Origin of the sequence: Paenibacillus algorifonticola (genome assembly GCF_050481745.1) — a bacterium.
GTDB lineage: Bacteria > Bacillota > Bacilli > Paenibacillales > Paenibacillaceae > Pristimantibacillus > Pristimantibacillus algorifonticola_A.
This window is the reverse complement of the sequence record NZ_JBCNGR010000004.1, coordinates 38,627-62,742: the sequence shown is the minus strand read 5'-3', so window position 1 is coordinate 62,742 and position 24,116 is coordinate 38,627. Positions and strand designations below refer to the sequence as shown.

The following is a 24,116-nucleotide window of genomic DNA, read 5'->3' as shown; positions in this document are numbered from 1 at the left end:
TATAAGCGGGTTATAAGCAGGAACTTATAAAGTCTTATATTTAAAAAAACACGGCTAACAGGGGAAATCCTCGAATGCTGAAGCAGTCGTTTTCCGATGCATGACGAAGGCCGCCACTCGAAGGACCGTTCTTTACTTGATCAAGCCGGGCAATGCGTTTGCCTGTGAATCTGACCATAGTATTCATCCGCTCCCAATTTCTTATGCACGAACCTTGAACAGCAACCCTTTAAACTATTTTACCCTTTACTTCCCCTTCATTAACACCGCCTTTCAGCACTCCTGAAAGGCGGCGGGCAGCTCATTCCCAGACTAATTTCCTAGTTCCAGCGGGTGAATATCCACGAAATTTTTAAATATTTGTCGCTTCATCCAGCTATTAACCAGCAGCTCCACCATTTTGATTTAACCCTGATCTGGTTAAGCCTTTTGTTCTTGCCCTCCGCGAGCCTCCTCCTTTTGCCCTTCTTCTCCCCGAAAAGAAAAACATCCCGCTGCTCCATTAAGAGCCGCAGGATGCCTGAATAACATGACGGTAGCAAGCAAAGCCATAGCCGCAAGCAGTTTGGGACGAGCCTTGAGAACCTCGGCAGTAGGGAAATTCCGCTGATCCTTCTGTTCCTCTTCCAGCACAGCCCTATTCAGTTGCTCCATTATTAACTCCTCCTTTAAAATCACTCAATCATGCTTCAGCAGATCGGCAAGCTCGCGCTTTAAAGCTAAAAATGATGGGTGCTCACGCACTTCTGGCGAACGCTCCGCAGGCAAGTTCACTTTAAATTGCTTTAAAATCCGCCCAGGGCCAGCCCCCATTACGACAATCCGCTGGGACAGAAAGATCGCTTCATCAATATCGTGCGTAATGAAAAGCACGGTAGTTTTCTCCTTTTGCCACACATCCAGCAGCATCTCCTGCATCTCCAGCTTCGTCTGGGCATCCAGCGCGCCAAATGGCTCATCCATCAGCAGCACCTTCGGGCGATTGGCAAGCGCCCTGGCAATGGCCACCCGCTGCTTCATCCCCCCTGAAAGCTGCTTCGGATATGACTTGTCAAACGACTCAAGACGGATGATTTTGATCCAATAATTGGAGATCGCCCGTCGAGCAAGCGTTGGTACCCCTTGCAGCTTGAGACCATATTCGATGTTTTCACGCACCGTCAGCCACGGAAACAACGTGTAGCCCTGAAAGACCATGCCCCGCTCTGCACCGGGCCCGACAATCTCTTCACCATCCAAAGCCAGCATGCCGCTCGAAGGCTCATCAAGTCCGGCGACCATGCGAAGCAGCGTAGATTTGCCGCAGCCAGACGGGCCGAGTATGGTTAAAAACTCATTGGAGCCAATAGTGAGCTGAATATCGCGCAGCGCTTCAAAGCTGCTTTTTTTCGTTTGGTATACTTTATGGAGACCGTGTATTTCGATCATTCCGCTGCCAGCTGCCAATGCGGAAGCTGGCTCGTTTTGCACCAATACTTTCTCCTCCAGCTGTTCTTTCGCTGTTACCGTCGCCATATTCACACATGACCGCCTCCAAAAGTGTTTAATTTGCGCTGCCCGGTCTGCTTGCATTCCAGCAAGCAAACCGGCACTGGATTTGAATAACTGCCGCTCAATTTGTCAGGTAATCTAACAATTTTAATTAGAATACCGTAATTTTTTACTGTTTGTCAATTTATATGTTAGGTTTATTCACATAATGCTTATGGACTGCTGATATTTCCTCCAGCTGCCATAGGCCGAAATTCGCTCTGCCCCTTCACGAGCGTACCCTTCACAAATAAAGCCCGGCACCTCTTCCCCAGACTCCAGCTCCACTTTCCCCATGCCTAGAGGCGCTGGTATAAGAGCCGCGAACTCACCGAAACGCGCCAGCGGCATTCGCCAAAGCTCCAGCGCGACCGATACGCCGCCTCGATCCAGCTTAATCATGCCAGGCTTTGCCGGCGTCGTAGGAAGCTTGATTAGCTCGTATTTAGCCACTGTGTTCGCTTCCCTGAAAAAGCTTGCTCCGAAAGCATGCATTTGCTGCTCTAACGCGAATCCGCGCATATGGAGACCACATACAGCCACTAGCGTCGTCTGATCGGAGTCTTCTATTTCGGATGCCGCTGCAGGATCTATTCTAGCCGCTACAGCGCCATTTTGACTGCATTCCGCCCGGCCCGACTGCCCAGACTCCATTATCTGGTTGTCATATAACCTCCCCAAGCCTTCAAGCAGATGCTCTTGATCCGCTAAAGCGAACAGCGTTATGCCAAAAGGCAGCCGCTCCGCCGCCTCCCCTGAAGGAAGAGCTACCGCACTTAGATCGAGCAAATTGCAGTGGTTCGTAAAAGCGCCCATTGCCGTATTCGTCTGTATAGGCTGCTCGCGCACCTGCTCACGCGTCCACGTTCCGCCACAGGTAGGCATAACCAGCACCGCATCATCAAGCAGACCCTTTGCCGCCAGCTTGAAGGCTTGCAAGCGATGCATGGAAGCAAATACGGAAGCTGCCGTATGGCGCTCGGCAGCTCCCGAACGAAGCACCTGCTCCGTTGCAGAAACCGCAATTCCGGGATGACCTTCGATAAAACTACCCAGTTCAGCCCAGCGTTCTGCCACCCAGGGACCTTCATATAGCTCAGCTGCCGCTTCTGCAAACAAGCCGCAATCCACATTTTCAATAGCAATCCCCAGCTGCTGCAGCTGTTGAACGGAGGCATCCCATGCCTGAGCGTAACCGCCTGCAAACGGTCCATAAAAAGCTGGTGGCTCTAGCGGCAAATACAGCTTGGACGGCAGGCCGCTTGCAGAGCGCGCAACCTCCCTTGACCATGGATCAGCGGGATCGAGGCCGCGAGCGGAGCTGTCGACGGCGAGCGCATCATCTATACTGTGGGCGAATACCGTCACACAGTCCAGGCTGGCGCAGGCAGGCACGACGCCCTTGGTCGGCCACGCGCCAAGGGTCGGCTTGTAGCCGACAAGCCCGTTCAGCGCGGCCGGCACCCGGCCGGAGCCGGCGGTGTCTGTGCCAAGCGAGAATACCGCTTGGCCGCGGGCAACAGCGACAGCCGAGCCGGAGCTCGAGCCGCCGCTGATCAGCTCGGGGCGCAAAGCATTATGCGCCTCGCCGTAAGGGCTTCTCATGCCGACCAAGCCAGTGGCGAATTGGTCGAGATTGGTTTTGCCCAGCGGAATGGCTCCCGCCCGAACTAAACGCTCCACTACAGTGGCGTTTTCTTCTGGCGTATAGGCAAATTCCGCACAAGCTGCCGTTGTCGGCAAGCCAGCAACGTCGATATTGTCCTTGATCGCGAAAGGGATGCCCCAGAGCGGTGTTTTTGCCGGATCAAGCAGCGCGAGACGCTCCAAATAGGGCCGCAGCTGCGCAAGCGCAGGCGGTGTAATCCAGATGTTCATTGCGGCATCCCGCTCGGAACGGCGAATGATTTCTTCAATTACCGCCTCAGGCGCAAGCTGCTTGGCGGCATATTTTTCACGCAGCCACTGCATGGTAAGCACATCAGGAAAAGTAACAGCCGTCATACGAGTGACACCTCTTTCTGGATTTGCATAATGCCAGCAACAAGCTGGCCGGTATGAACCTCATCACCAGGCCTGACATAGATCGAAGCAACGACCCCGTCACAGGATGCCTGCTGGGAAAACTCCATTTTCATGCTCTCAACAATGATAAGCGTATCGCCCTTTTTCACCCGATCGCCCGGACCTACGAGCACTTTCCAGACACTTCCCGGCATATTGCAGCGAATGGCCTCCGCTCCCGCAGGGAGCTCCTCTTCTTCGCCCAGATCCGCACTATCCTGCTCCGACACATATTCCGCAAGCCCAAGCGCCTTCCAACTCTCACGCTCTGCCTTGAACGCCGCCTGCTGGGTGTCGCGGAACGATTCTGCATCCTTTTCAATAGAAGCAAGAAACAGCAAATAGTCATTCAACTGAAAAGTCGTTTCCGTAATTTCGACATCAAAGCGCCCACGCGGGAAGTCCTCTCGCATCTTCAACAGCTCATCCGCAGCTACCGGATAAAACTGAATTTGGTCAAAAAACCGCAGCAGCCATGGCTTGCCCGCCGCAAAACTCTTCGTCGCCTGCAGCTTATTCCACATTTGAATCGTGCGCCCAACAAATTGATAGCCGCCCGGCCCTTCCATGCCATAGACACACATGTAGGCTCCGCCAATTCCAACTGCATTTTCAGGCGTCCACGTCCGCGCCGGATTATATTTGGTCGTCACCAGACGGTGCCGCGGATCAATGGGCGTAGCAACTGGCGCACCCAAGTACACATCGCCCAAACCCAGAACCAGATAACTGGCGTCGAAAACGATTTGCCGCACAGCCCGCCTATCCTCCAAGCCATTGATCCGGCGAATGAACTCTATATTGCTCGGGCACCACGGAGCATCAGGACGCACCGTTTGCTGATAGCGGTCTATCGCCAGCTGCGTGGACGGATCGTCCCATGACAGCGGAAGCCGCACAATTCGCGATGGAACTTCAATGGTCTCAAGCGGCGGTAGCCCGCTATCCAGCTCCAGCAAGCGGCGGCAAGCATCGCGGGCCGTGATGCGAGTGCGATCGATATGCACCTGCAGCGAGCGAATGCCCGGCGTAAGATCAAGCACCGGAAGCGAAGCATCCGCCCGTATGGCCTCCATCAGCACATGCACCTGAAAACGGAGCAAAATGTCCAGCTTCAGCTCGCCATATTCCACGAGCAAATTCTCATCCCCACTGCAACGAATGGCGATGGGAAAACGCCGCCCCGCCTCCTCGCGGACGAGCAGCGGATAGGACGGCGAAAGCAGCTGCCCCCTTGGCTCAGGAAGCTTCAGCTCTTGCAGTGACGCCATGTCGCCTTCGCCAAGCGCCCGCAGATTAGCTTCCTGTGCTTCACGCAGCTTATCCGCCTCTTCAAGCGTCAATAGCTGAAAATAGACCTTATCGCCGGGATGCAGCTGCCCCAGCTTCCAAAATTCGGCCGAAGCCGTCGTAACCGGGCATACAAAACCGCCAAGGCTCGGGCCATCTGGCCCCAGCAGGATCGGCATATCGCCCGTCAAATCAAGCGTTCCTACAGCATAGGCATTGTCGTGAATGTTAGAAGGATGCAGTCCGGCTTCTCCACCATCTTCTCTAGTCCATAGCGGCGCGGGACCGATTAATCGCACGCCTGTGCGGGAGCTGTTAAAGTGAACCTCCCACTGCGTTTCGGTTAACTGCTGCAAATATTCAGGCCGCAAAAATTCCTCCGTACAATGCGGTCCCGGTATAACGCCAATTGTCCATTGCCCTGCAATGGCTGGACGGTACGCAGGAGCAAACTCCTTCGCTAACGGTGCAGACAAATAGTCTCGCGACAGCTCAGAGCGCTTTTCAGAGAGCGCCATTTCATACGATAGCATGCTGCTAGCGCCGTGAACTCTCAGCACATCTCCAGCTCGCAGCGCCCGGCCGCCATGACCGCCAAAGCCGCCCAGCGTAAACGTTGCAGCGCTGCCCAGTATGAGCGGCATATCTAGTCCGCCTGCAATTTGCAAATACGTCCGAAGCCCTGCAGCCGCCTCGCCGAAGCTGAGCACCTGTCCCGCCTTCGCTAGAATAGGCGCATACAGCGGAACAAGCTTGCCGTCCAGCTTCGCTTGCATATCAGCGCCCGTCAGGCAAAACTGCATAGCTGCGCGGAAGCGATAAGAACCTCCGCGCAATGTCAGCTCCAGGCCCGCCGCCTGATCAGAATTGCCGAGCAGCTTGTTGCCGAGGCGGAAGGAGTAAGGGTCCATCGGTCCGCATGGCGGCACACCGACATCCCAATGCCCGACTCTTCCGGGCCAATCCTGCACCGTCGTCTGCACGCCGCCATCCAGCACCTCAATGGCTTGCTCCACTGGCGCAAAGCCTTCCAGCATTCGCGTATAAACAAGCCCCTCCTTGCAAGCCGCATCCTCAAGCAGCGCCTGCACATATTGCAAATTTGTCGTCAGGCCGTACATCCGCGTCTGGGCCAGCGCCTCGCCCAATTTACGCAAAGCATCGTCGCGATCCTTGCCGTGCACGATAATTTTCGCCAGCATCGGGTCATACAGCGTCGTAATGGTCATGCCATCTCTCACCCATGTTTCATTGCGCGCTTGCTCCGAAAATCTCGCTTGATCCAGCTGCCCCGCACTCGGGCGAAAGCCCTGCAGACAATCCTCGGCGTAAATCCGCGCCTGAATGCTATGTCCCTGCGGCTTCTTCGCGAGCGTTTGCAAATCGCGCAGCTCGCCCGCCGCTTCCCGCACCATCCATTCCACGAGATCAAGGCCAAGCACCTCTTCCGTAACGCCATGCTCGACCTGCAGCCGTGTGTTCACCTCCAGAAAATAAAACGCGGACGTTTCCGGGTCATATAAATACTCCACCGTCCCCGCACTGCGGTAGCCCACTTCGGCAGCGAGCCTCGCTGCCGACTCCATCATGGCCGTGCGGACACTATCCGGCAGATGGGGCGCTGGGCTTTCCTCCAGCACCTTCTGATTGCGCCGCTGCACGGAGCAATCCCGCTCACCAAGCGCAACAACCTCACCATAGCTGTTGCCGAAAATCTGTACCTCGACATGGCGCGCCTTGGCGATGTATTTTTCCAAAAACATTCCGCCGTTCTTGAAATTCGTCTCCGCCAGATGACGAACACCCTCATAAGCAGCAAGCAGTGCCTGCTCATCATCACAAACCCGCATGCCGATACCGCCGCCGCCTGCCGTGCTTTTCAAAATAACCGGGTATCCGATTTGCTCCGCACGCAGCACCGCTTCTTCCACACTGTCAATTAGATCGGTTCCTGGCAGCATCGGAACACCCGCCTTTGACGCCAGCTCTCGGGCTGAGTGCTTAAGACCAAACTGCTCCATTTGCTCCGGGGTCGGGCCGATGAATACGATGCCGCGCTCGGCGCAAGCACGGGCAAAGTCTGCATTTTCGCTCAAAAACCCATATCCCGGATGAATCGCCTCCACACCTGCCGCTATCGCCGTCTGAAGAATGAGCTCCGCGTTCAAATAGCTCTCTTTGGCAGGGCCATCTCCAATCCATACCGCTTCGTCGGCATTATCGACATGCCTGCTGTCTTGATCTGCCTGCGTATAGACGGCGACAGATTGAATGCCCAGCTTGCGCAGCGTGCGTTCGATTCTCACGGCAATCGCGCCGCGATTTGCAATCAGTACCTTTGTAAACATAGCGACCTCTCCCCGCATTCATTTATTCGTTCCAGATCAGCACCTGCACAGGTGTTGGGTTATAGGCATTGCAAGGATTGTTAAGCTGCGGACAATTGCTGATGAGCACTGTTGTCCTGCCATGCGATTGCATCTCTACGTAATAGCCAGGCGCCGATACACCGTCCGCAAACTGCAAGCCTCCCTCAGCCGTCACCGGCACATTCATGAAAAAATTCACGTTCGGCGCCAAATCGCGCTTTGTATAACCCGCCTCCCGCTTCGACAGCTGGAGCATGAACGTATCGCGGCAGTTGTGCATATGCAGCTTTTCATGGGCATATCTCACCGTGTTGCTCTGGGCAGAGCAGGAGCCGCCAATCGTATCATGGCGTCCGCATGTATCGGCAATGATCGTCACGAGTGGCTTGCCCGACTCCGCCCGCAGCACCGACCCTGCCGATAAATATACATTCGCTTGCCCCGCAATCGTTGCAATGGCACTATAGTGATCTTCCGGCTGATCAGCGTCGTAAAAAAGCGTGTCCGCCGCCTGATTGCCTTCCAGGTCGACAATTCTGAGCACTTGGCCAGGCAGCAGGTCATGCATCCAGCCATCACCCGCCAAAATCGTTTTACTGTAAACAGCCTCCGCCGCCTTGCGCGGGCTTTCTATCAGATTAAAAGCGGCCATTATTATTCGCCTCCTCGTAAAGCGTCGTATTCCCACGTATTTTCAAACGCACGGCGATTTTCCGCACGGTAATTCACACAGTAATCATGATCCCGATCTACCGGTTCCGCAGCCAATACTTCAATCAACACACGAACCGATGGATAAACCCTTCTTGCATCGAGCGGATTAGGCGTATTCGATAACATTAGCAGCACATCCATTTCTGTTCTAAGCGTTACAGTGCTGCCTGCCTGGCAATGATGCTCCACATAATGCATATCACCCTGCTCATCGCAGCTGACTTTAGAAAACCAATTGACGACCGGCATCAAATCTCTGACACCCATGCCGTTTCGCACTAACTCCACCGCCAAATTTTCCTGCCCGCTTCGCAGCCAGCCGTTTCGAAGCTCCTGATAAGTCGTCGCGCCATAGCGCTCATCCGTCAGCTCGCGGCTTGTGTAGCCGCCAAGCGGATCATGCCAGCCCAGTTCATCTTCTACAATGCTGACCATTGCGCGCCCATTGTCGCTCATCAGCACATTCCCTTTGGTTAGATGTGAGGTATGCTGCGCCTTAAGGGTATCCGGCATATTGTAACGTTCATTCAGATCTGCGGCACTGAACAGCATGGCCGACACATTTGCCCCACCTTCAAGGGCAGTCAAACGAACGAGCTTCCCCCGTCCAATAACGCCTGACCACTTGCCTCCACCTTCAATCATCTTGCTCCACCCTTTACTCATTTCCACTCCACCTCTCCGAGAATATAAAAAAAAGCCTGGGAGATTGATCTCCCAGGCTTTTATCCTTCCGTGTTATACAGCGATTCGCGCCAGCAGCGCTATAGTTTCGACTGTATGCCGTCTCTCGGACCAGACTTAGCTTTCATCAGATGAGGAAACCCCCACAAGCAGCTAACGGAACCCTAGACAGCGGTTTGTTTCCAGTTTATGTCGCAACGGAAACCCATATTCAATTGTCACATAACCTAACGTTAGATAGATTATATGACTGTTGAATATCATTTGTCAACAGTTGCGTTAGATAATATAACATTAAATACGTCGCTATATAAACACATCAGCCCTCTACGGCATTGAGTATGCGTCCAATCGCTCCTCTCGGTTTAGCGAAATAGTAGTCTTCTTGATTTTCCGTTCACTTGAAGCGAACCAATTTTGAATTTCTTCAAACCCAGCTTTAGATGATTGCAGATCAGCAGAACCTATCCAAAACTGATTATTATCTACCCATTCGTAATCAGGAATCGGCCAAGTTGGCGCGTACATATACACTTTAGCCAGCTCCTCCCTCTCATAAGGAATGACCTTCATCTGCACCAAATCAACAGCAAACAAAGCATGCCGAACAACCTGCCCGCCCTCATTGTAGCCAAATCTCAATAGCAGCCTATTTTTCTCTGGAGAAAGCTTATAATCTTGAAAAATGCCATCCGCCAAACCAACGCTCACTAATTCGGAATCATGTTCCTTTACCAAAATAGTTGAGCATTGCTTATTAGCACAATTGTACTTCAGCAAAATAAAACGTTCTTGACCCGCGATATCGAGCATTTCCAATTGAGTTCGTTCGACTTCATTTTCAATTTCAGCAATATCAGCTTGCAAGCCCAGGTATTTCTTATAGAGCGGGATATCGCTAATAGCTAACTCTATCTTCTCACCGTTAGCCCCTCCCACCACTAGTACCTTAGGTACAACCTCCTCCGTCTCCATGCGAACCAAATTAGCCATTTCTGTATCGGCAGGAGCCACCTTATGATTGCCCTTCAAGAAATAAACAGCCGCTGCTCCCGAGACCAATACAAATGCCATCACAATAACAAGCACCAGAGATGACCTCTGCCGCATTTTGTTCATTTTCATCCCCCCATCCGTCATACCATTACCCTCATGCCTGCAACCTGCATACTAATAGCTTTAAAGTTAACGACGCTTCCTTCTGTGAAAAAGTTACAAGGCAGCTGCGCTCATTCAATGACCGCTGACCCTGCGAATCACCCACCTCAAACAAAGCAAACAGCAGCTTCATCGTCCTTAGACGGCAGCTGCTGTTTGGCTTTGCTCTTTCCTATAATCAGGCTCTTTATCTGCTTCTCTCTATTCCTTAGGCTCACCAGCATTTTCCGGAGGCTCGGCAGGCTTTGGCTTTGGCAGCCTGCCAGAGCGGCTAAGCGCCTCGCGCAGCAGAAACTCAATATGCCCATTAACGCTGCGAAATTCCTCATTAGCCCATTGCTCCAGAGCGCGGTGAATGTCAGGATTCAGTCGGAGCGGAAAAGCTTTCTTTTCTTTTCCCATTATCGACAGCTCCTTACGTGTACAAAGACCCGGTATTAATGACCGGAGTAGCAGAACGATCCGATACGATCGCCACCATCAGATTGTTGACCATCGCCGCACGCCGCTCCACGTCCAGCTCAATTCCACTGTCCTCCAATTGCTTCAACGCCGCATCCACCATACCAACTGCGCCTTCAACGATTTTCTGGCGAGCCGCCACAATCGCTGTCGCCTGCTGCCTTTGCAGCATTGCGCTAGCAATTTCCGGCGCATAGGCCAGATGCGTCAGCCGCGTCTCAATCACTTCAACTCCCGCAACAGCAAGCCTGCTTTGCAGCTCCTTGAGCAGCTCTTCAGCCACTTCCTCCGAATTGCCTCTCAGCGACATCGCATTCTCATCCGTATGCGTATCATACGGGTGCTGCGCCGCCGTGTGGCGAACAGCCGTCTCGCTTTGGATTTCCACGAAACGCTCATAATTGTCTACATCGAAGCTGGCACGAGATGTATCCGTTACTTTAAATACAACAACCGCCCCAATTTCAATCGGATTGCCATCAGCATCATTGACTTTCAGCGTATGGCTGTTAAAGTTGCGCACTTTAAGCGACACCTTCTGCTTGTTCGTCAGCGGAAGCGTCATCCACAGCCCCGCATTCCTTACCGTACCGATATATTTTCCGAAAAAGGTGATGACCTTCGCTTCATTAGGCTGCACAATCGTCAGCGAGGAAGCAGCGATAATAAAAAGAAGAATCAGCAAAGCACCTGCAATAATCAAAAGGAAGTCCGGCTGTGAGTCCGATGCGCCAAACACAATAAGAATGACTCCCCCAACAAGTGACAATATGCCAATGAGCAATGCTAAAAATCCATTCACATGCCAAGCTTTGTACTCCTTCATCTGTCAGAACACTCCTTAGTATTAATTTGATATATTTATGATATCACTTTTTACATTTATATGCAAACAAGCGCAAACAGCTGAAGCCATCCTCTGGCGGCAAAGCTGTCGTTGAAAAATCATATACTTTCCAATTTAAAAAAGGCCCACAATCCTCAGGGAACTCTCCCTATTGGACTGCGAGCCTCGCATAGCAGGTACTGCTATTCTTTTTTATACCCAAGGAAATAATCTGCGGTTCAAAAAGGCAAAAATGCGGTCGCTAATCAAGCCAAGCAGCCCAATAACGAATATACCAACAAAAATTTCCTCCGTATTCAAAAACCGCTGCGCCTTCATAATTGCATATCCCAGCCCGCTGTTGACCGCAACCAGCTCCGCCACAACTAGATATGTCCACGCCCAGCCGAGAATAAGCCGCATCGTATGCATGAGCTGCGGTTGGATCGCCGGTATCAGCACCGTCTCAATCGCCTTCCAGCGCCCCGCCCCAAGCGTAAAGGAAGCTTGCAGCAAATCCTGTGACACCCTTCGCGTATTGTCAGCTACCATCAGCACCAGCTGAAAGAAGCAGCCGATGAAAATAAGCAGCACCTTGGCCCACTCCCCAATCCCTGCCCAAACCATAATAAGCGGAATGAAGGCGACCGCCGGCATATAGCGAATAAATTCCATCGGCGGCTCCACCAGTGCTTCGCCGAACTTGAACGTTCCAGCCAATATCCCGATGGGAATGCCCAATACACATGCCAACAGGAAGCCCGACATTACGCGAAATAAGCTAACGCCAATATGATTCCAATAATCAGAGCTGCCGAGCAGCTCTATAAAGGTAGTCAGAACGACATGCGGCTTCGGCAAAAATACGGGGTTCACAGCCTCCGTATAGCTCAGCAGCGACCAGAGCAGCAGAAGGAGCAGAAAAGAGCAGCTAGCTGTAAGCGCAAACGCTCGGGGGCTGATATCTTTAAAAATCTGTATCCGATGCGGCTTCCGCCGCCGAACTGCTTTCATCGCCATCACTTCCCTGCTGTTGTATTTTTGACGAATTGCGAGTCGAATAGTCCGCTCACATCATCTATGTCGCCGACCATATCAAGTCCGCGCAAGAAATTCGCCGTCTGCCCTGCCGTATATTCAAGCGAGGTATATTCATCACGCTTCTCAAAGGCATGGAGATTATCCGCTTGCGAGAACAGCTTGATGCCGTCAAATCCCAGCTTGAGATCCTCCGGGGTCGTCTCCGCCTTAGCCGCAAGCAGCTTCAGCACTTCTTCCTGATTGGCTTCATAATACGCAAGCGCCTCGAACCAAGCATCCACCACCTTCTGCACTTCAGCGGAACGCTTCTGCACGACCTCTTCACGGAACACAAGCAGATCTGGAATAAGCCCAGGCGTATCTTTAGAAGAGAACAACACCTTGCCTTTGCCCTCCTTCACCGCAATCGTCTGAAACGGCTCCCACAGCACAGAAGCATCTGACTTTCCGGAAATAAAAGCGGGTCCCGCATCATTTACGGTCATATTGACGTAGTTCACATCTTCTTCCTTCATGCCATTTTGCGCCAAGGCAGTCAGCAGCAGCAAATGATCGACAGTTCCAAGCTCCGTCGCAACCGTTTTTCCCTTCAAATCCTGAACGGACTGGATTTCCGGTTTGCTGACAATAGCATCGCCGCCAAAAGAATTATCATTTACCAGAACCGCTTTAAGCGGAATTCCTTTTGAAAAAGGAGCAAGCGTATCGCTCAGCGTCTGGCTGTTCGCATCAACCCTTCCCGTCGCTAAAGCCTGCAGCGAGTCGCTGTACACCGGGAAAAACTCCAGCTTGACGTTGACGCCATGCTTTTCAAAAAAACCTTTCTCCTCCGCTACATACCACATGTACCAACCCGGCCACGGACTAAGAGCAATTGTAATCGGCTCCCCTGTCCCATCTCCTCCTGCTTTGCCATCTGAACTGCCACAACCTGCAACAACAAACACCGACACGATAAGCAACCCCAAAAGCCAAACCTTCCACGACTGTCTCATTGTCCCACCCCTTGTCTTTAAAGCTCCAATCTCTCAATAAAGGGAGATTGGGCCAAGCGTAAACAGCTGTCGCCGTCCTCTGGCGGCAAAGCTGCCGTTTCGAGGAAGAAATATAAGAAAGTATAAGTGTGCAGCTCATACATTCTTATATTTCTAAAAAAAGCAAAAGCCCGGGAGATTGTGATCTCCCAGGCTTTTATCCTTCCGTGTTATACAGCGGTTGCCGTCATCCCTCAATGGATGCACGCTCCCCGTACGCCGTCTCTTGGACCAGACTTGATAAACCGCAAGCATGCTCGCGACCTGTCAACGGAACCCTAGACAGCTTGTCGTTCCCGATGTGTACAGCCAGCATAGGAACCATATTTTCTTTTTGTTAGATTACCTTACATTTACCTGTATTATAGTAGGGCATCCAACACGCTGTCAATACTCATGTCATGTTAATTTACGTTGTTTTCATCTAAAATGCTTTGTATTATGCAGCAGCTTTCACTGTAGTATCTTCCGGCACTTCCAGCGCTCCGTAAGTAGTGAACCATTTTTGCATAGTTGGGAAATCGCTTGTGTAAGTCAGAGTCAGCATAAGCAGAATACGAGCATGAGCTGCATTCAAATTATCTCCTGCCAAAATCCCATCGCCGCCGCCATAAATATTGCCCGATCCGGTTCTTGTCGTTGTTACAAAAACAACACCCTTTTCAATCGCCTTCGTACGCTCTTCTCTCATCGCCGCGGAAATACCGCCAGCTCCTGTACCCGCTGTAACAATCCCTTTTGCCCCGCCGTCTACGAAGCCTTTGATCGCCTCGCCGCCAGCACCTTGATACGAATAAGCAATTTCAACCTTCGAGAAGCCAGCCTTTGGCAGCTTGGACAGATCAAACGGCGTCACCCACTCTGCATCGGTTTTCAGCGCTCTTGTCGGCACACGGTAAATTTGAATAATCGATTCGTCAATGTAGCCTAGCGGGCCAAATCCTGGCGATTCGAATGTATCGAGACGCAGCGCATTTGTTTTCGTCACTTCGCGCACAGCATGAATCTCATCATTCAGCATGAGCACGGTGCCGAATTTCTTCGTCTTGCCGCTCGCCGCCAGCTTGATCGCATTGAACAAGTTCGCCGGAGCATCGCTTCCGATTACTGTCCATGGACGCATAGAGCCTGTAATAACAACCGGCTTCGAGCTGCGAACCGTAAGGTCGAGGAAATAACCGATCTCTTCCATCGTATCCGTACCCGTCGTAACGACTACACCGTCGTATTTCTTCAACGCTGCATCTACTGTCATCGACAGGCTTGCCAGATCATCCATCAGGTAAGCTGATGAGCCTTTGTTGCCAAATTGCACAGTCTCAACGTCCGCCATCTTATCCAGATTCGGCAAACTCTTCACCATATCTTTAATTAAAAGCGTACCCGCACGGTACGTTTGAAAGCTTGTCTCATCCGTCGATTGTCCAGCAATCGTGCCGCCTGTACCAATAACCAAAATGTTAGGGAGCTTCGATTTTTGGAAGGAAGCAGGCACCTCAGGGAAAGCAATTGCCTGGATAGCAGCCTCAGCGGCTCCTACGGGAGAAATAAATGTTACGAGTGCGATAATGGCAGAAAGCGAAAAAACAGTCATCCTTTTAATAGACAGCATCATCTTGGTTCCCTCCACTTAACTATAATGTAATCTCTATTGCGTTATATTATCTCACATAATTAAATAGAGCAAGTGACTTTATACCTAGTTATGTTAGAATATATAACATAAATTAATAATGGTGTGATGTCTTCTATATAAAGCGCTCTGCACATGTGCAAGCATTGACAAAATAATTTTAGTGCTATACAGTACTAATATGAAAACAAAACAATCCAACCGCGAGATCGCCTTGCACACGGCCCAACAGTTGTTTTTAAGCAAAGGTTATTTGGTTACGAGCATGGATGACATTGTCGCTGCCAGCAAAGTATCCAAAACGAACATCTATTATTATTTCAAAAGCAAAGAAGAGCTGCTGTCCGCCATTATTGAACGGATGATCAGCCAATATGAAAGCTTATTCCAGCACATTAGCGGGCAGACTGACACCCCTGTACTTGCACGTCTGGATAAACTAGTCCAGCTATTGACCGAGCAGGATGCACGCTGCCTTGGCGGCTGCCCATTTCTGACCCTCTATACGCAGGCACCGCTGGAGAATGGCCCTTTCCGCGAGCAGTTCCGCCGTTTTTTTCAAAGCCAGCTTTCCTTTATCGAGCAATTGCTGCACGAGGGGATAGCGCGTAAAGAGCTCAAGTCCGACTTACCAGTCGAACCAACCGCCGCGCTCATGCTGTCTACGATTGAAGGAGCTTTATTTTTGCAGCATGCCAGCCAGAATCCAAATACCGTTCAACATGCGTTTCACGCTTTAGCAGCCCTGCTAAAGTAATTTTTTTGAACATTTTAGTACTAAATAGTACTATTCCTTGAAAAGATGATTCCCTCTTAACTAATAAAATGATTGAAACAGAAGGAGCAAGCACATGACACATTTATTTGTTACAGGCGGTACAGGATTTATTGGACAACGATTGATACAGGCACTTGCACAAACCAAGCAGCATGTGACCGTTTTAGTTCGTTCTTTAAACAAGTATGAGCAGCTTTTGGAAAAGCTGAACCTTCAGCATAATGAGTTCATCAAACCGGTATGCGGTGATTTGACGCAGCCTTTATTGGGCTTGAATGAAGAGGATTTGGCGCAAGTGAAAACAGCAGAGGTCATCATTCATGCGGGAGGCCCTATGGATATCAGACTGAGCGACGAGCAGGCAAAGCGGGTGTTTTTACAAGCCTCGCAGCATATGGCTGAGATAGCCTCACTTATTCATGCGGAGACGACGCTGCGCCATTTTATCCATTTGGTCGGCTTCAAAAGCCCATTTCGCAATGAGGATCTATCGCAAAAAGAGCAGGCTATTGCGTCTCTAAACCATGAGCCGCCTTACGAACAGGCCAAGTTCCTCGCTGACCTTCACGTGCGAGAGCAAAGCGCCAAACATGGCTATCCCCTGTCCGTTGTTCACCCCGGCGTCGTCATTGGCGATTCCGCAACAGGAGAGACGGAGCAGCTCGGCGGTCTAGGTCTGTTAGTTGAAGCTGCACGCCGAAAGTTGCTGGCACTTGTGCCGGGAGGCAAGAAATATTGGCTGCCCCTGTTCCATCTCGATCACGCCGCAGCCTTTATCGTCGCGCTTGCTCAAGAAGAGCATCCCATCAGCCAAACGTATTATTTGCTGCAAGCAAAGGAAGACAACCCTAATATGATGCAGCTTATTACAACGATGGCAGAGGAGCTTCGCGTAGCAAAACCCATCGGTTCTCTGCCTCTGGGCTTCTTATCCAAGGTGCTTGGAAGCCAGCTGGGCAGCAAGCTAGGCATTCCCCAAGAATCGCTGAGCTTCGTCGTAGACGATTCTTATTCGCTCGATTCAGCCCGACATATCCAACAAAAATATACGCTGGACTACACGGTGACGCCATCTGCTTTGCGCCACACGATCGCCGACCTTGATTTTCGCCTCTCGCATTCAGTGACGGCACATAAAGGCTATAAGCAGAGCAAGTTAGGCAATATGACTGCACTGCATAATAGCAACAACAGCGGGAAGCCGATTATTTTTATACCTGGCACCTTTAGCGGAGCGGATTGCCTGATTCCTCTGGCTGATCATTTTCAGAATGCCAATGTATGGCTCCCCGACCTCCCTGGGCTGGGCAGAAGCCCTTATCACCACAAGTCCTATGTAATTGATGGCCACGTGGATAGTTTTATAGAAGCCATTGCAGCAATGGATACTCCCGTCACCTTAATCGGGCATTCTTATGGCGCGCTCCTCGCTGCCAAAATCATGGAGCGTCTGCCGGAGCGAATTGAAGCGCTTGGACTGCTGCAGCCCGTTTTTCATCCGGCACCTTCCATGTATAAACAGCGCTGGCTTACAGAAATGGCGCTCTCACGCATGAGTGAGGCTGCGCTGGTGAAGTCGCTGATCAAGCAAAGCTGCTTCGAATCAGAGGCACAAATTCCAGCTGAATACATCCGTTATGTGCAGGAAGAGCTGCGCTCACCACGAGTAAGGAAGACGCTTGCCGAGGTGCTGCGTGAGCTGACACGCCCGCAAAGCTTTCAGCTATCGCCGGAGCAGTGGGATGAGAAGAAGGTGCATATTTTATGGGGAGAGAAGGAGCGGAATTATAAACTGCCTGATCGTTACCGCCATTTGAAGCTGAGCAGCCTTCCTTATGGGCATCATTTTCCGATTTCTCATCCAGAGCAAACTGCCCAGCTGCTGTTGCAATAGCTCCTGCATTAGGCAGGCCTACGTCTATAAATAAATTGAATAACCAACTCTGCTATTAGAAGGTTCAAGACCATAGATCCATAGATGCCGATCGTGTAGCTGGTGACGTAATCCAAGCCAAACCCTTGCTGCGATACAAATGTAAGGCTATGAATGAACATGTTTGTAAAGCAAAAAACATAGCTTCTTACCATCCATTTGCGATGCTTGACCACCTGATTCTTTCTAATTTGAACAATTGCTGTAATTGTCATCGCTGTCCATGCCATATTGATTATATTGAAGGGTATGCTGTTGATTTTCCCACCTGTTGTATAAGGGGCCATATAGCCTGAGCTAAGGACAACAACAAGAACGGCAATTAAATACACATAGCCATTGACCCGGTGAAGCTTTCTAAATCGGGCTAATACTTTTCCTGAAAAATTGACTGCCCCGGATACCATCGCAAGGCTTGCGAACACAATATGCACATACATGACAATCAGCCAGGCAGCCGCATTGGTCGGCCGTTTCGTTTTATGCTCCAAGAAGGCGGTCGCCTGTGGGTCATAGAAGAAATTTTGATAAACGACGTATCCGATGTAAATCACTGCTGAGACAACCATTAAGGAATATAAGGTCCTGCTTGATAGAGACTTCATAGGCTATTTCCCCTCCTTTTAAAAACCGAACCGTTCGGTATTTTTATTGTAGCTCATTCGCTTCTTTGTTTCATCTGCAAAATGTTACAATACTTAGACAACGATGAAACGAGAGCTGTAACCATAGAGAGGAGATTGACCGCCCATGCGTAAAGGAGAAAAAACACGCCGTCATATTATTATAAAATCGGCGGAGCTTTTTAATCAAAAGGGAATTACGGGATCGTCGATCCAGGATATTATAGAGGCAACTGGCGTAACGAAAGGCGGCATCTATCGGAGCTTTAGCAGCAAGGATGAAATTGCTCTTGAAGCTTTTGCCTATGCGGGAGAAGTGCTGCAAGAACATTTCGAGAAGGCCGTGGGAAGTGCAGAAACAGCACTCGGCAAAATCATGGCGCTTTGCCATATTTACAGTGATACGGTCAACAATACTCCAATAAAGGGCGGCTGCCCGTTTATTATTAGTGCAGTCGAAAGCGATCACGCTTTACCTGCTCTTCGCGGACACACGATTGCCGCTTTTGAAGGCTCGCTTGCCATGTTACAGGAGATTTTGAAGCTGGGCATAGCCAGAGGCGAATTTCAGGCGGATTGCGATTTAGAATCAACCGCCTCCTTTATCTTCTCCTCCCTTGAAGGAGGTATTATGGTCAGCCGGCTCACACAGGATAATAAATATGTGAATTATTCTATAGATAATATAGAAACATTTTTAAAGACCACAATCGCCGTTTCTTAATTGAAAAATAGATTTTTTTCAGGAAGGACTACCGCTTCATAACTACACGTACGAAAGTGAACCTGGTGATTGCCTGTTATGGAGTTATTATCGCAAAAAGAAAGCCTTACTCTTCTAAAGGCTCCTGCCTAGAGTAAGACTTTCTTTTTTCGCTTATTATCTGCTTTGAGGCGGGGATACCAAAATCGAGGTATTACACCGTCAAATATTTCTTGATTACGTCGTCGCTCAACTGTGCGAGTGTTCCTTCCCATGCGATAGCGCCCTTTTCTAAAATATAAAAATAATCGCCCACGCTTTTCACAAAATCGAGGCTTTGTTCAACGAGCAAAATCGCCGTTTGGCCATCCGCTTTAATGGAACGAATGACTTCGCGAATATCATCCACGATGGAGGGCTGAATCCCCTCGCAAGGCTCATCGAGCAGCAGCAGCGACGGCTGCGAAGCGAGCGCTCTGGCGAAAGCAAGCTGCTGCTGCTGCCCGCCGCTGAGATCCCCGCCGCGCCGCGCATACATTTCCGGCAGCACCGGAAATTTCGCAATGGCATCGGGCGGAATTATATTTGCCTGCCCGCGCCTCTCCCTTGGCGCAGCCTCCAAGCCGATAAGAATATTTTCGTATACGGTGAGCTGCCCGAAAATCTCCCTGCCCTGCGGTACATATCCCATGCCGCTCTTCGCTCTTCTGCCTGGTGCGCGCTTCGTCAAATCCACGCCGTTGTAAGCTACTGTGCCATGACGTACTTTCAGCAGCCCCATAATGCTTTTCATTAACGTCGTTTTGCCGACACCGTTACGCCCGAGCAGGCACACAACCTTGCCTGCCTCCACCTTTAAGGATACATCGCGCAAAATAATGCTTTCTCCATAACCCGCCTCAAGCTGTTGAACGGCTAACATCCGCATCCCGCCTTTTTCCCAAGTACACCTCCGCAACCCGGTCATCCCGCTGCACATCCTCCATCGTGCCTTCCTTAAGCAGCTTGCCCTCATGCATAACGGTCACCTTGCTTGCAAAGCTGCGCACAAATTCCATATCATGCTCAACGACGACAATGGAACGTTCACGCGCAATTTCTTGAAGCAGCTCCCCCGTCTTATCCGTCTCCTTATCGGTCATGCCGGCCACCGGCTCGTCGAGCAGCAATATATCCGGCTCCTGCAGCAGCATCATGCCGATTTCCAGCCACTGCTTCTCGCCATGCGAAAGCCCGCCAGCACGGCTATCTTCTTGATCTGCCAGCCCGATCATCTCCAGCTGCCGCTTCATCCGTTTCTGTTCTCCCGCCTGAAGCCTTGCAAACAGAGTAGCGAACACCCCGCGCCGCTGGCGCAGCGCAATCTCCAAATTTTCCAGCACGGTCATAGACGGGAAAATAGATGGGGCCTGAAACTTGCGGCCGATGCCCAGCTCGGCAATTTGATGCTCTTTTTTTCGCGTAATGTCGATATCGCCATTGAATGTGACCTGGCCTGTTGATGGCCGCACCTTGCCGCAGATCACATCGAGCATCGTCGTTTTGCCAGCGCCGTTCGGACCGATCAGGAAGCGCAGTTCTCCTTTTGCCAAGGTGAGGCTCATGCCCTGGATCGCTTTAAAGCCGTCAAACTCCACCGTCACATCATTACACTGCAGGATACTCAATGGTTGGCTCATTTTTCGTCACCCTCCGCTTTTTGCCGAGCTTGATTTTGCCAAGCAGTCCCGTTAAGCCATTCGGCAGGAATACAACAACGATGACAAACATCGCACCGAGAAAATAGGTCCAGCCTTCGGGGTAAGAGGTGCTGAATTCGCTTTTTGCCCAATTGAGCAATACAGCGCCCAGCGCCGCCCCAATTAAAGTGCCGCGCCCGCCAATGGCCACCCACAGCACCATTTCAATAGAGGGCACAATGCCCATCATGGAAGGCGAAATAATGCCGACATGGAGCACAAACAGCATGCCCGCGATTCCCGCAAATGCGGCAGATAAAGTGAAAATAGCCATTTGGTACATCGCAGGATTGTACCCGATGAAGCGCACGCGGTTTTCCCCGTCGCGAATGGCGCGAAGCACCTTGCCGAAGCGGCTGCCGACAACGTATCGGCAAGCTACAAAAACAGCAATCAGCACCAGCACAGTAACAAAATATAAAATCCGCTTCGTATCAGGGGAGGCGAGCGAGGCACCTAATATTTTGCTAAACCCTGTCACGCCGTTCGTCCCGCCCGTAAAAGCTTGTTGCCCGACCAGCAGCGTTGTCGTAATAATAACCAACGCCTGCGTCAAAATCGTGAAATAAACGCCACGAATTCTGTTGCGGAAAGTGAAAAAGCCGAGAAATAGCGCCAGGAGCGCGGGCATAATAATGCCCATCGCTACCGCAAAGCCAAAGCTGCTGAACGGCTGCCAGAACAGCGGCAGCTCCTTGAGCCCGCTCCAGCTCATGAAATCCGGCAGCTTCCCGCCGCTCGCCTCCAGCTTCAAGTACATCGCCATCGCATACGCGCCAATGCCAAAAAAAATGCCATGGCCGAGGCTGAGAATGCCCGTATAGCCCCAAATTAAGTCCAGTCCTAGCGCCACAATAGCAAAAGCAAGAAATTTTGCGAGCAGATTGAGGCGGAAATCACTTAAAAACATCGGTGCCGAGAACAACGCCGCGGCCGCAGCCGCATAACCTGCCAAAATCCACAAACGCTGGGGTGATAACCTTCGCTGTTCCATTTTCACCCGTCACCCCTTTCCCTATTAATCAAGCGAGCGTGTACGCATCGCCACAAATCCGGAAGGACGCCATTGCAGGAACGCCACTATGCATAGGAACACCAGCACCTTTCCAAGCGAAGCATTCGTCCAATATTCAAACATCGTATTAAATACGCCGATCCCGAGTGCGCCAAGCACCGTACCAACCAGCTTGCCGACACCGCCAAGCACGACGACCATGAACGCATCAACAATATAGTAGGTGCCCAGAGAAGGGCCGATTGGCCCCATCAGCGTTAAGGCACAGCCCGCAATTCCTGCGATACCTGAGCCAATCGCGAAGGTCATTGCATCTACACGGCGGGTCGAGACGCCAAGGCAGGCCGCCATATCGCGATTTTGCATAACGGCACGCATGCGTCGTCCTTCAAGGCTGCGGTAAATATAGAAGTACATGGCGATTAGACAGGCCGCGACCAAGCCGACAATGAACAGCCTTTTGTAAGGAAGCACGACATCGTTCAATATGCGCATGCCGCCATTCAGCCATGAAGGGCTGGTTACCGCCACATTGGGAGCGCCAAATATGGAACGTGCCAGCTGCTGAAGTACAAGACCAACGCCCCAGGTTGCCAGCAAGCTGTCAAGCGGCCTGCCATACAGATGGCGGATCAAGCTGACTTCCAGCAGAAGGCCAAACAAGAACGCAATCAGGAAGCTCGCCGGAATCGATAGAACAAAATACCAGTTGAACCAGGAGCCCGGCATATAGGCGTGAAACAGATTTTGCGTCAAATAGGTGGAATAAGCGCCAATCATAATCAGCTCGCCGTGGGCCATATTAATGACCTTCATTAAGCCGAACGTAATGGCCAGCCCCAGTGCGATCAGCAGCAAAATCGAGCTTACACTAATGCCATTGAACAGCTGCAAAATAAATACGTCCATTCCGCTCTTCACCTCCTGCGATGGCTTGCGCCATCGCCATTATCCCGCTGCTGTTATAGGCAATTCACACCCAAGGGGCATTCAAAAAGCATGAGCTGAGCCTAAGCTTTCTACTCAGATGGCTGTATGCTTGCAGCCCATTCATAGCTTTTCAAATAGGGGTCTGGCTTCACTGCTTCACCGGAATTCCACAGCTCCTTAAACTGTCCGTCTGCTTGAACCTCGCCAATCCTTACGGTTTTGTAAATATGCTGCGTCTCGCCGTCAATGCGCACCTTGCCTTCCGGCGCATCCCACTCCAGCTCCTTCGCAGCCTCCTTTACTTTGGCAACATCAGTAGAACCCGCCTTCTCTACGGCTGCTTTCCATAAGTACACTGCTGTGTATCCAGCTTCAATCGGGTCAGCCGTCACTCGATCCTCCCCAAATTTCTTCTTATAATTCGCTACAAAAGCCGTATTGGCCGGGGTATCCGTCGTCTGATAGTAGTTCCATGCCGCCAAATGCCCTTCCAGCACATCTACGCCAATGCCGCGGATTTCCTCCTCCGCTACCGATACCGACAATGTCGTCAAATCCTTGGCGGAAATGCCTGCATCCTTCAGCTGCTTGAAGAAAGCGACGTTGCTGTCGCCGTTCAGCGTATTAAATACGATGTCCGGCTTCGCTTCTTTAATTTTGGTAATAATGGTGCTGTAATCCGTATATCCAAGCGGCGTGTATTCCTCACCAACCAGTTCACCGCCCTTAGCCTTGAGCTGTTCTTTAATAATCAGATTAGCCGTGCGTGGAAATACATAATCTGATCCGAGCAGATACATTTTTTTGCCGCGGTTTTCGAGGAGCCAGTCAACGGCTGGCACAATCTGCTGGTTCGTCGTCGCTCCCGTGTAGAAAATGTTCGGCGATGCCTCCAGCCCCTCATATTGCACCGGATACCAGAGCAGGCCATTCAATTCTTCAAATACCGGCTTCATCGCCTTGCGGCTTGAGGAGGTCCAACCCCCAAACACTGTCGCTACCTTATCTTCGGAAATCAGCTTTCGTGCTTTCTCGGCAAAGGTCGGCCAATCCGATGCTCCATCTTCAACGACCGGAATAATTTGCTGGCCCAGCACGCCGCCTGCTGCATTAATTTCTTCAATGGCCATCAGCTCTGCATCTCTTACGGACACTTCACTAATCGCCATCGTACCGCTGAGCGAGTGCAGAATCCCTACTTTAATGCCCTCTGCCGCCGCAGTTCCACTACTTCCCCCCGTCGTTTCCGAAGGTGTGGTCGAGGCTGTCTCTTTATTTCCCCCGCATGCCGACACAACAAGGCTAATAAGCAACAAGATCAATCCCGCTTGAATTACATTTCTGTTTTTCATTTCTCCACTCCCCTAAGTTAAGCATTATTTGTATAAGAGATATCTAAAACCGAACGTTAAGAGAAATTATGTATGAATCGTTCGTCCAGAAGGAACGTTCGCAGGTTCATTATAGATTGGCAATTTATCTCATGTCAATATATCTAACACAACTTTTTCTTATTCTATTCCATTCGACAAAAAACTTGTTTTTATGACATAATTATTCAGCCAAAAGATGATTCTAGCGCCTCATTTG

The 24,116-nt window shown here is 50.9% G+C and carries 21 protein-coding genes and 2 riboswitches; of the genes, 3 read left to right on the top strand and 18 right to left on the bottom strand.

Translation table 11 applies throughout. From position 1 onward, the window contains the following. Window positions 1-420: 420 nt before the first annotated feature. The 12 genes from ABEW34_RS02900 to ABEW34_RS02845 form a co-directional block, all read right to left on the bottom strand. A complete protein-coding gene (locus tag ABEW34_RS02900; RefSeq protein ID WP_430154707.1) occupies window positions 421-654 on the bottom strand; it encodes a hypothetical protein in 234 nt (77 codons plus the stop codon). A 24-nt stretch (window positions 655-678) separates the two neighbouring features. Then, entirely contained in the window at window positions 679-1,428 is a 750-nt protein-coding gene (locus ABEW34_RS02895) for an ABC transporter ATP-binding protein (protein WP_430154772.1), read from the bottom strand. A 264-nt stretch (window positions 1,429-1,692) separates the two neighbouring features. Next, entirely contained in the window at window positions 1,693-3,534 is a 1,842-nt protein-coding gene (gene atzF / locus ABEW34_RS02890) for an allophanate hydrolase (protein WP_430154705.1), read from the bottom strand. Continuing rightward, window positions 3,531-7,232: an urea carboxylase gene (gene uca, locus ABEW34_RS02885; RefSeq protein ID WP_430154703.1), complete on the bottom strand. Its 3,702-nt coding sequence runs from the start codon at window positions 7,230-7,232 to the stop codon at window positions 3,531-3,533. The genes atzF and uca overlap by 4 nt, the downstream gene beginning before the upstream one ends. A gap of 22 nt (window positions 7,233-7,254) precedes the next feature. Further along, the gene (locus ABEW34_RS02880; RefSeq protein WP_430154701.1) at window positions 7,255-7,905 is read right to left on the bottom strand and encodes an urea amidolyase associated protein UAAP2; all 651 of its coding nucleotides are present in this window, start codon (window positions 7,903-7,905) and stop codon (window positions 7,255-7,257) included. Between the two features lie 2 nt (window positions 7,906-7,907). After that, window positions 7,908-8,633: an urea amidolyase associated protein UAAP1 gene (locus ABEW34_RS02875; RefSeq protein WP_430154699.1), complete on the bottom strand. Its 726-nt coding sequence runs from the start codon at window positions 8,631-8,633 to the stop codon at window positions 7,908-7,910. A gap of 46 nt (window positions 8,634-8,679) precedes the next feature. Then, a riboswitch (guanidine-I (ykkC/yxkD leader) is annotated at window positions 8,680-8,830 on the bottom strand. Between the two features lie 148 nt (window positions 8,831-8,978). Then, window positions 8,979-9,770, bottom strand: coding sequence for a hypothetical protein (locus tag ABEW34_RS02870; RefSeq protein WP_430154697.1), 792 nt, complete (start codon window positions 9,768-9,770; stop codon window positions 8,979-8,981). Between the two features lie 240 nt (window positions 9,771-10,010). After that, complete coding sequence (locus ABEW34_RS02865) at window positions 10,011-10,211, bottom strand: hypothetical protein (RefSeq protein ID WP_099517823.1); 201 nt, start codon at window positions 10,209-10,211, stop codon at window positions 10,011-10,013. A gap of 13 nt (window positions 10,212-10,224) precedes the next feature. Further along, on the bottom strand, window positions 10,225-11,097 hold the full coding sequence (locus ABEW34_RS02860) for an SPFH domain-containing protein (protein ID WP_430154695.1): 873 nt from the start codon (window positions 11,095-11,097) through the stop codon (window positions 10,225-10,227). Window positions 11,098-11,310: 213 nt separating this feature from the next. Further along, complete coding sequence (locus tag ABEW34_RS02855) at window positions 11,311-12,111, bottom strand: ABC transporter permease (protein WP_430154693.1); 801 nt, start codon at window positions 12,109-12,111, stop codon at window positions 11,311-11,313. A 5-nt stretch (window positions 12,112-12,116) separates the two neighbouring features. Beyond that, the gene (locus tag ABEW34_RS02850) at window positions 12,117-13,133 is read right to left on the bottom strand and encodes an ABC transporter substrate-binding protein (RefSeq protein ID WP_430154691.1); all 1,017 of its coding nucleotides are present in this window, start codon (window positions 13,131-13,133) and stop codon (window positions 12,117-12,119) included. Window positions 13,134-13,316: 183 nt separating this feature from the next. Further along, window positions 13,317-13,465: riboswitch (guanidine-I (ykkC/yxkD leader) on the bottom strand. 146 nt (window positions 13,466-13,611) lie between these two features. Next, the gene (locus tag ABEW34_RS02845) at window positions 13,612-14,787 is read right to left on the bottom strand and encodes an asparaginase (RefSeq protein WP_430154689.1); all 1,176 of its coding nucleotides are present in this window, start codon (window positions 14,785-14,787) and stop codon (window positions 13,612-13,614) included. A gap of 199 nt (window positions 14,788-14,986) precedes the next feature. Here ABEW34_RS02845 and ABEW34_RS02840 point away from each other — a divergent pair, with 199 nt between their 5' ends. Both ABEW34_RS02840 and ABEW34_RS02835 read left to right on the top strand, forming a co-directional pair. Beyond that, entirely contained in the window at window positions 14,987-15,562 is a 576-nt protein-coding gene (locus tag ABEW34_RS02840; protein ID WP_430154687.1) for a TetR/AcrR family transcriptional regulator, read from the top strand. 94 nt (window positions 15,563-15,656) lie between these two features. Then, entirely contained in the window at window positions 15,657-17,477 is a 1,821-nt protein-coding gene (locus ABEW34_RS02835) for an alpha/beta fold hydrolase (protein ID WP_430154685.1), read from the top strand. A gap of 8 nt (window positions 17,478-17,485) precedes the next feature. On the opposite strand, the gene ABEW34_RS02830 is transcribed toward ABEW34_RS02835, so the two are convergent. Further along, a complete protein-coding gene (locus ABEW34_RS02830; RefSeq protein WP_430154683.1) occupies window positions 17,486-18,121 on the bottom strand; it encodes a DUF2306 domain-containing protein in 636 nt (211 codons plus the stop codon). Window positions 18,122-18,266: 145 nt separating this feature from the next. Here ABEW34_RS02830 and ABEW34_RS02825 point away from each other — a divergent pair, with 145 nt between their 5' ends. Beyond that, window positions 18,267-18,863, top strand: a complete 597-nt coding sequence (locus ABEW34_RS02825; protein ID WP_430154681.1) for a TetR/AcrR family transcriptional regulator — start codon at window positions 18,267-18,269, stop codon at window positions 18,861-18,863. Window positions 18,864-19,056: 193 nt separating this feature from the next. On the opposite strand, the gene urtE is transcribed toward ABEW34_RS02825, so the two are convergent. The 5 genes from urtE to urtA form a co-directional block, all read right to left on the bottom strand. Beyond that, window positions 19,057-19,764 (bottom strand): urea ABC transporter ATP-binding subunit UrtE, encoded by a 708-nt coding sequence (gene urtE, locus ABEW34_RS02820; protein WP_430154679.1) that lies wholly within the window; start codon window positions 19,762-19,764, stop codon window positions 19,057-19,059. Next, window positions 19,742-20,521 carry an urea ABC transporter ATP-binding protein UrtD gene (gene urtD, locus ABEW34_RS02815; protein WP_430154677.1) on the bottom strand — a complete coding sequence of 260 codons (780 nt, stop codon included), beginning with the start codon at window positions 20,519-20,521 and terminating at the stop codon, window positions 19,742-19,744. The genes urtE and urtD overlap by 23 nt, the downstream gene beginning before the upstream one ends. Then, window positions 20,490-21,575, bottom strand: a complete 1,086-nt coding sequence (gene urtC / locus ABEW34_RS02810) for an urea ABC transporter permease subunit UrtC (protein WP_430154675.1) — start codon at window positions 21,573-21,575, stop codon at window positions 20,490-20,492. The genes urtD and urtC overlap by 32 nt, the downstream gene beginning before the upstream one ends. Window positions 21,576-21,599: 24 nt before the next feature. Further along, a complete protein-coding gene (urtB, locus tag ABEW34_RS02805) occupies window positions 21,600-22,505 on the bottom strand; it encodes an urea ABC transporter permease subunit UrtB (RefSeq protein ID WP_056034884.1) in 906 nt (301 codons plus the stop codon). 110 nt (window positions 22,506-22,615) lie between these two features. Continuing rightward, window positions 22,616-23,878 (bottom strand): urea ABC transporter substrate-binding protein, encoded by a 1,263-nt coding sequence (gene urtA, locus ABEW34_RS02800; protein WP_430154673.1) that lies wholly within the window; start codon window positions 23,876-23,878, stop codon window positions 22,616-22,618. Window positions 23,879-24,116 lie beyond the last annotated feature (238 nt).

Excerpts from the sequence above, each read along its gene's own strand:
- ABEW34_RS02880 (WP_430154701.1), bottom strand. The coding sequence starts at position 7,905 with ATGGCCGCTTTTAATCTGATAGAAAGCCCGCGCAAGGCGGCGGAGGCT.
- ABEW34_RS02840 (WP_430154687.1), top strand. The coding sequence starts at position 14,987 with ATGAAAACAAAACAATCCAACCGCGAGATCGCCTTGCACACGGCCCAA.
- ABEW34_RS02870 (WP_430154697.1), bottom strand. The coding sequence starts at position 9,770 with ATGAACAAAATGCGGCAGAGGTCATCTCTGGTGCTTGTTATTGTGATG.
- ABEW34_RS02895 (WP_430154772.1), bottom strand. The coding sequence starts at position 1,428 with ATGATCGAAATACACGGTCTCCATAAAGTATACCAAACGAAAAAAAGC.
- ABEW34_RS02855 (WP_430154693.1), bottom strand. The coding sequence starts at position 12,111 with ATGAAAGCAGTTCGGCGGCGGAAGCCGCATCGGATACAGATTTTTAAA.
- ABEW34_RS02825 (WP_430154681.1), top strand. The coding sequence starts at position 18,267 with ATGCGTAAAGGAGAAAAAACACGCCGTCATATTATTATAAAATCGGCG.
- urtC (WP_430154675.1), bottom strand. The coding sequence starts at position 21,575 with ATGGAACAGCGAAGGTTATCACCCCAGCGTTTGTGGATTTTGGCAGGT.
- urtD (WP_430154677.1), bottom strand. The coding sequence starts at position 20,521 with ATGAGCCAACCATTGAGTATCCTGCAGTGTAATGATGTGACGGTGGAG.
- urtB (WP_056034884.1), bottom strand. The coding sequence starts at position 22,505 with ATGGACGTATTTATTTTGCAGCTGTTCAATGGCATTAGTGTAAGCTCG.
- ABEW34_RS02860 (WP_430154695.1), bottom strand. The coding sequence starts at position 11,097 with ATGAAGGAGTACAAAGCTTGGCATGTGAATGGATTTTTAGCATTGCTC.
- atzF (WP_430154705.1), bottom strand. The coding sequence starts at position 3,534 with ATGACGGCTGTTACTTTTCCTGATGTGCTTACCATGCAGTGGCTGCGT.
- ABEW34_RS02875 (WP_430154699.1), bottom strand. The coding sequence starts at position 8,633 with ATGAGTAAAGGGTGGAGCAAGATGATTGAAGGTGGAGGCAAGTGGTCA.
- ABEW34_RS02835 (WP_430154685.1), top strand. The coding sequence starts at position 15,657 with ATGACACATTTATTTGTTACAGGCGGTACAGGATTTATTGGACAACGA.
- ABEW34_RS02845 (WP_430154689.1), bottom strand. The coding sequence starts at position 14,787 with ATGATGCTGTCTATTAAAAGGATGACTGTTTTTTCGCTTTCTGCCATT.
- urtA (WP_430154673.1), bottom strand. The coding sequence starts at position 23,878 with ATGAAAAACAGAAATGTAATTCAAGCGGGATTGATCTTGTTGCTTATT.
- ABEW34_RS02850 (WP_430154691.1), bottom strand. The coding sequence starts at position 13,133 with ATGAGACAGTCGTGGAAGGTTTGGCTTTTGGGGTTGCTTATCGTGTCG.
- ABEW34_RS02830 (WP_430154683.1), bottom strand. The coding sequence starts at position 18,121 with ATGAAGTCTCTATCAAGCAGGACCTTATATTCCTTAATGGTTGTCTCA.
- urtE (WP_430154679.1), bottom strand. The coding sequence starts at position 19,764 with ATGTTAGCCGTTCAACAGCTTGAGGCGGGTTATGGAGAAAGCATTATT.
- uca (WP_430154703.1), bottom strand. The coding sequence starts at position 7,232 with ATGTTTACAAAGGTACTGATTGCAAATCGCGGCGCGATTGCCGTGAGA.
- ABEW34_RS02865 (WP_099517823.1), bottom strand. The coding sequence starts at position 10,211 with ATGGGAAAAGAAAAGAAAGCTTTTCCGCTCCGACTGAATCCTGACATT.
- ABEW34_RS02900 (WP_430154707.1), bottom strand. The coding sequence starts at position 654 with ATGGAGCAACTGAATAGGGCTGTGCTGGAAGAGGAACAGAAGGATCAG.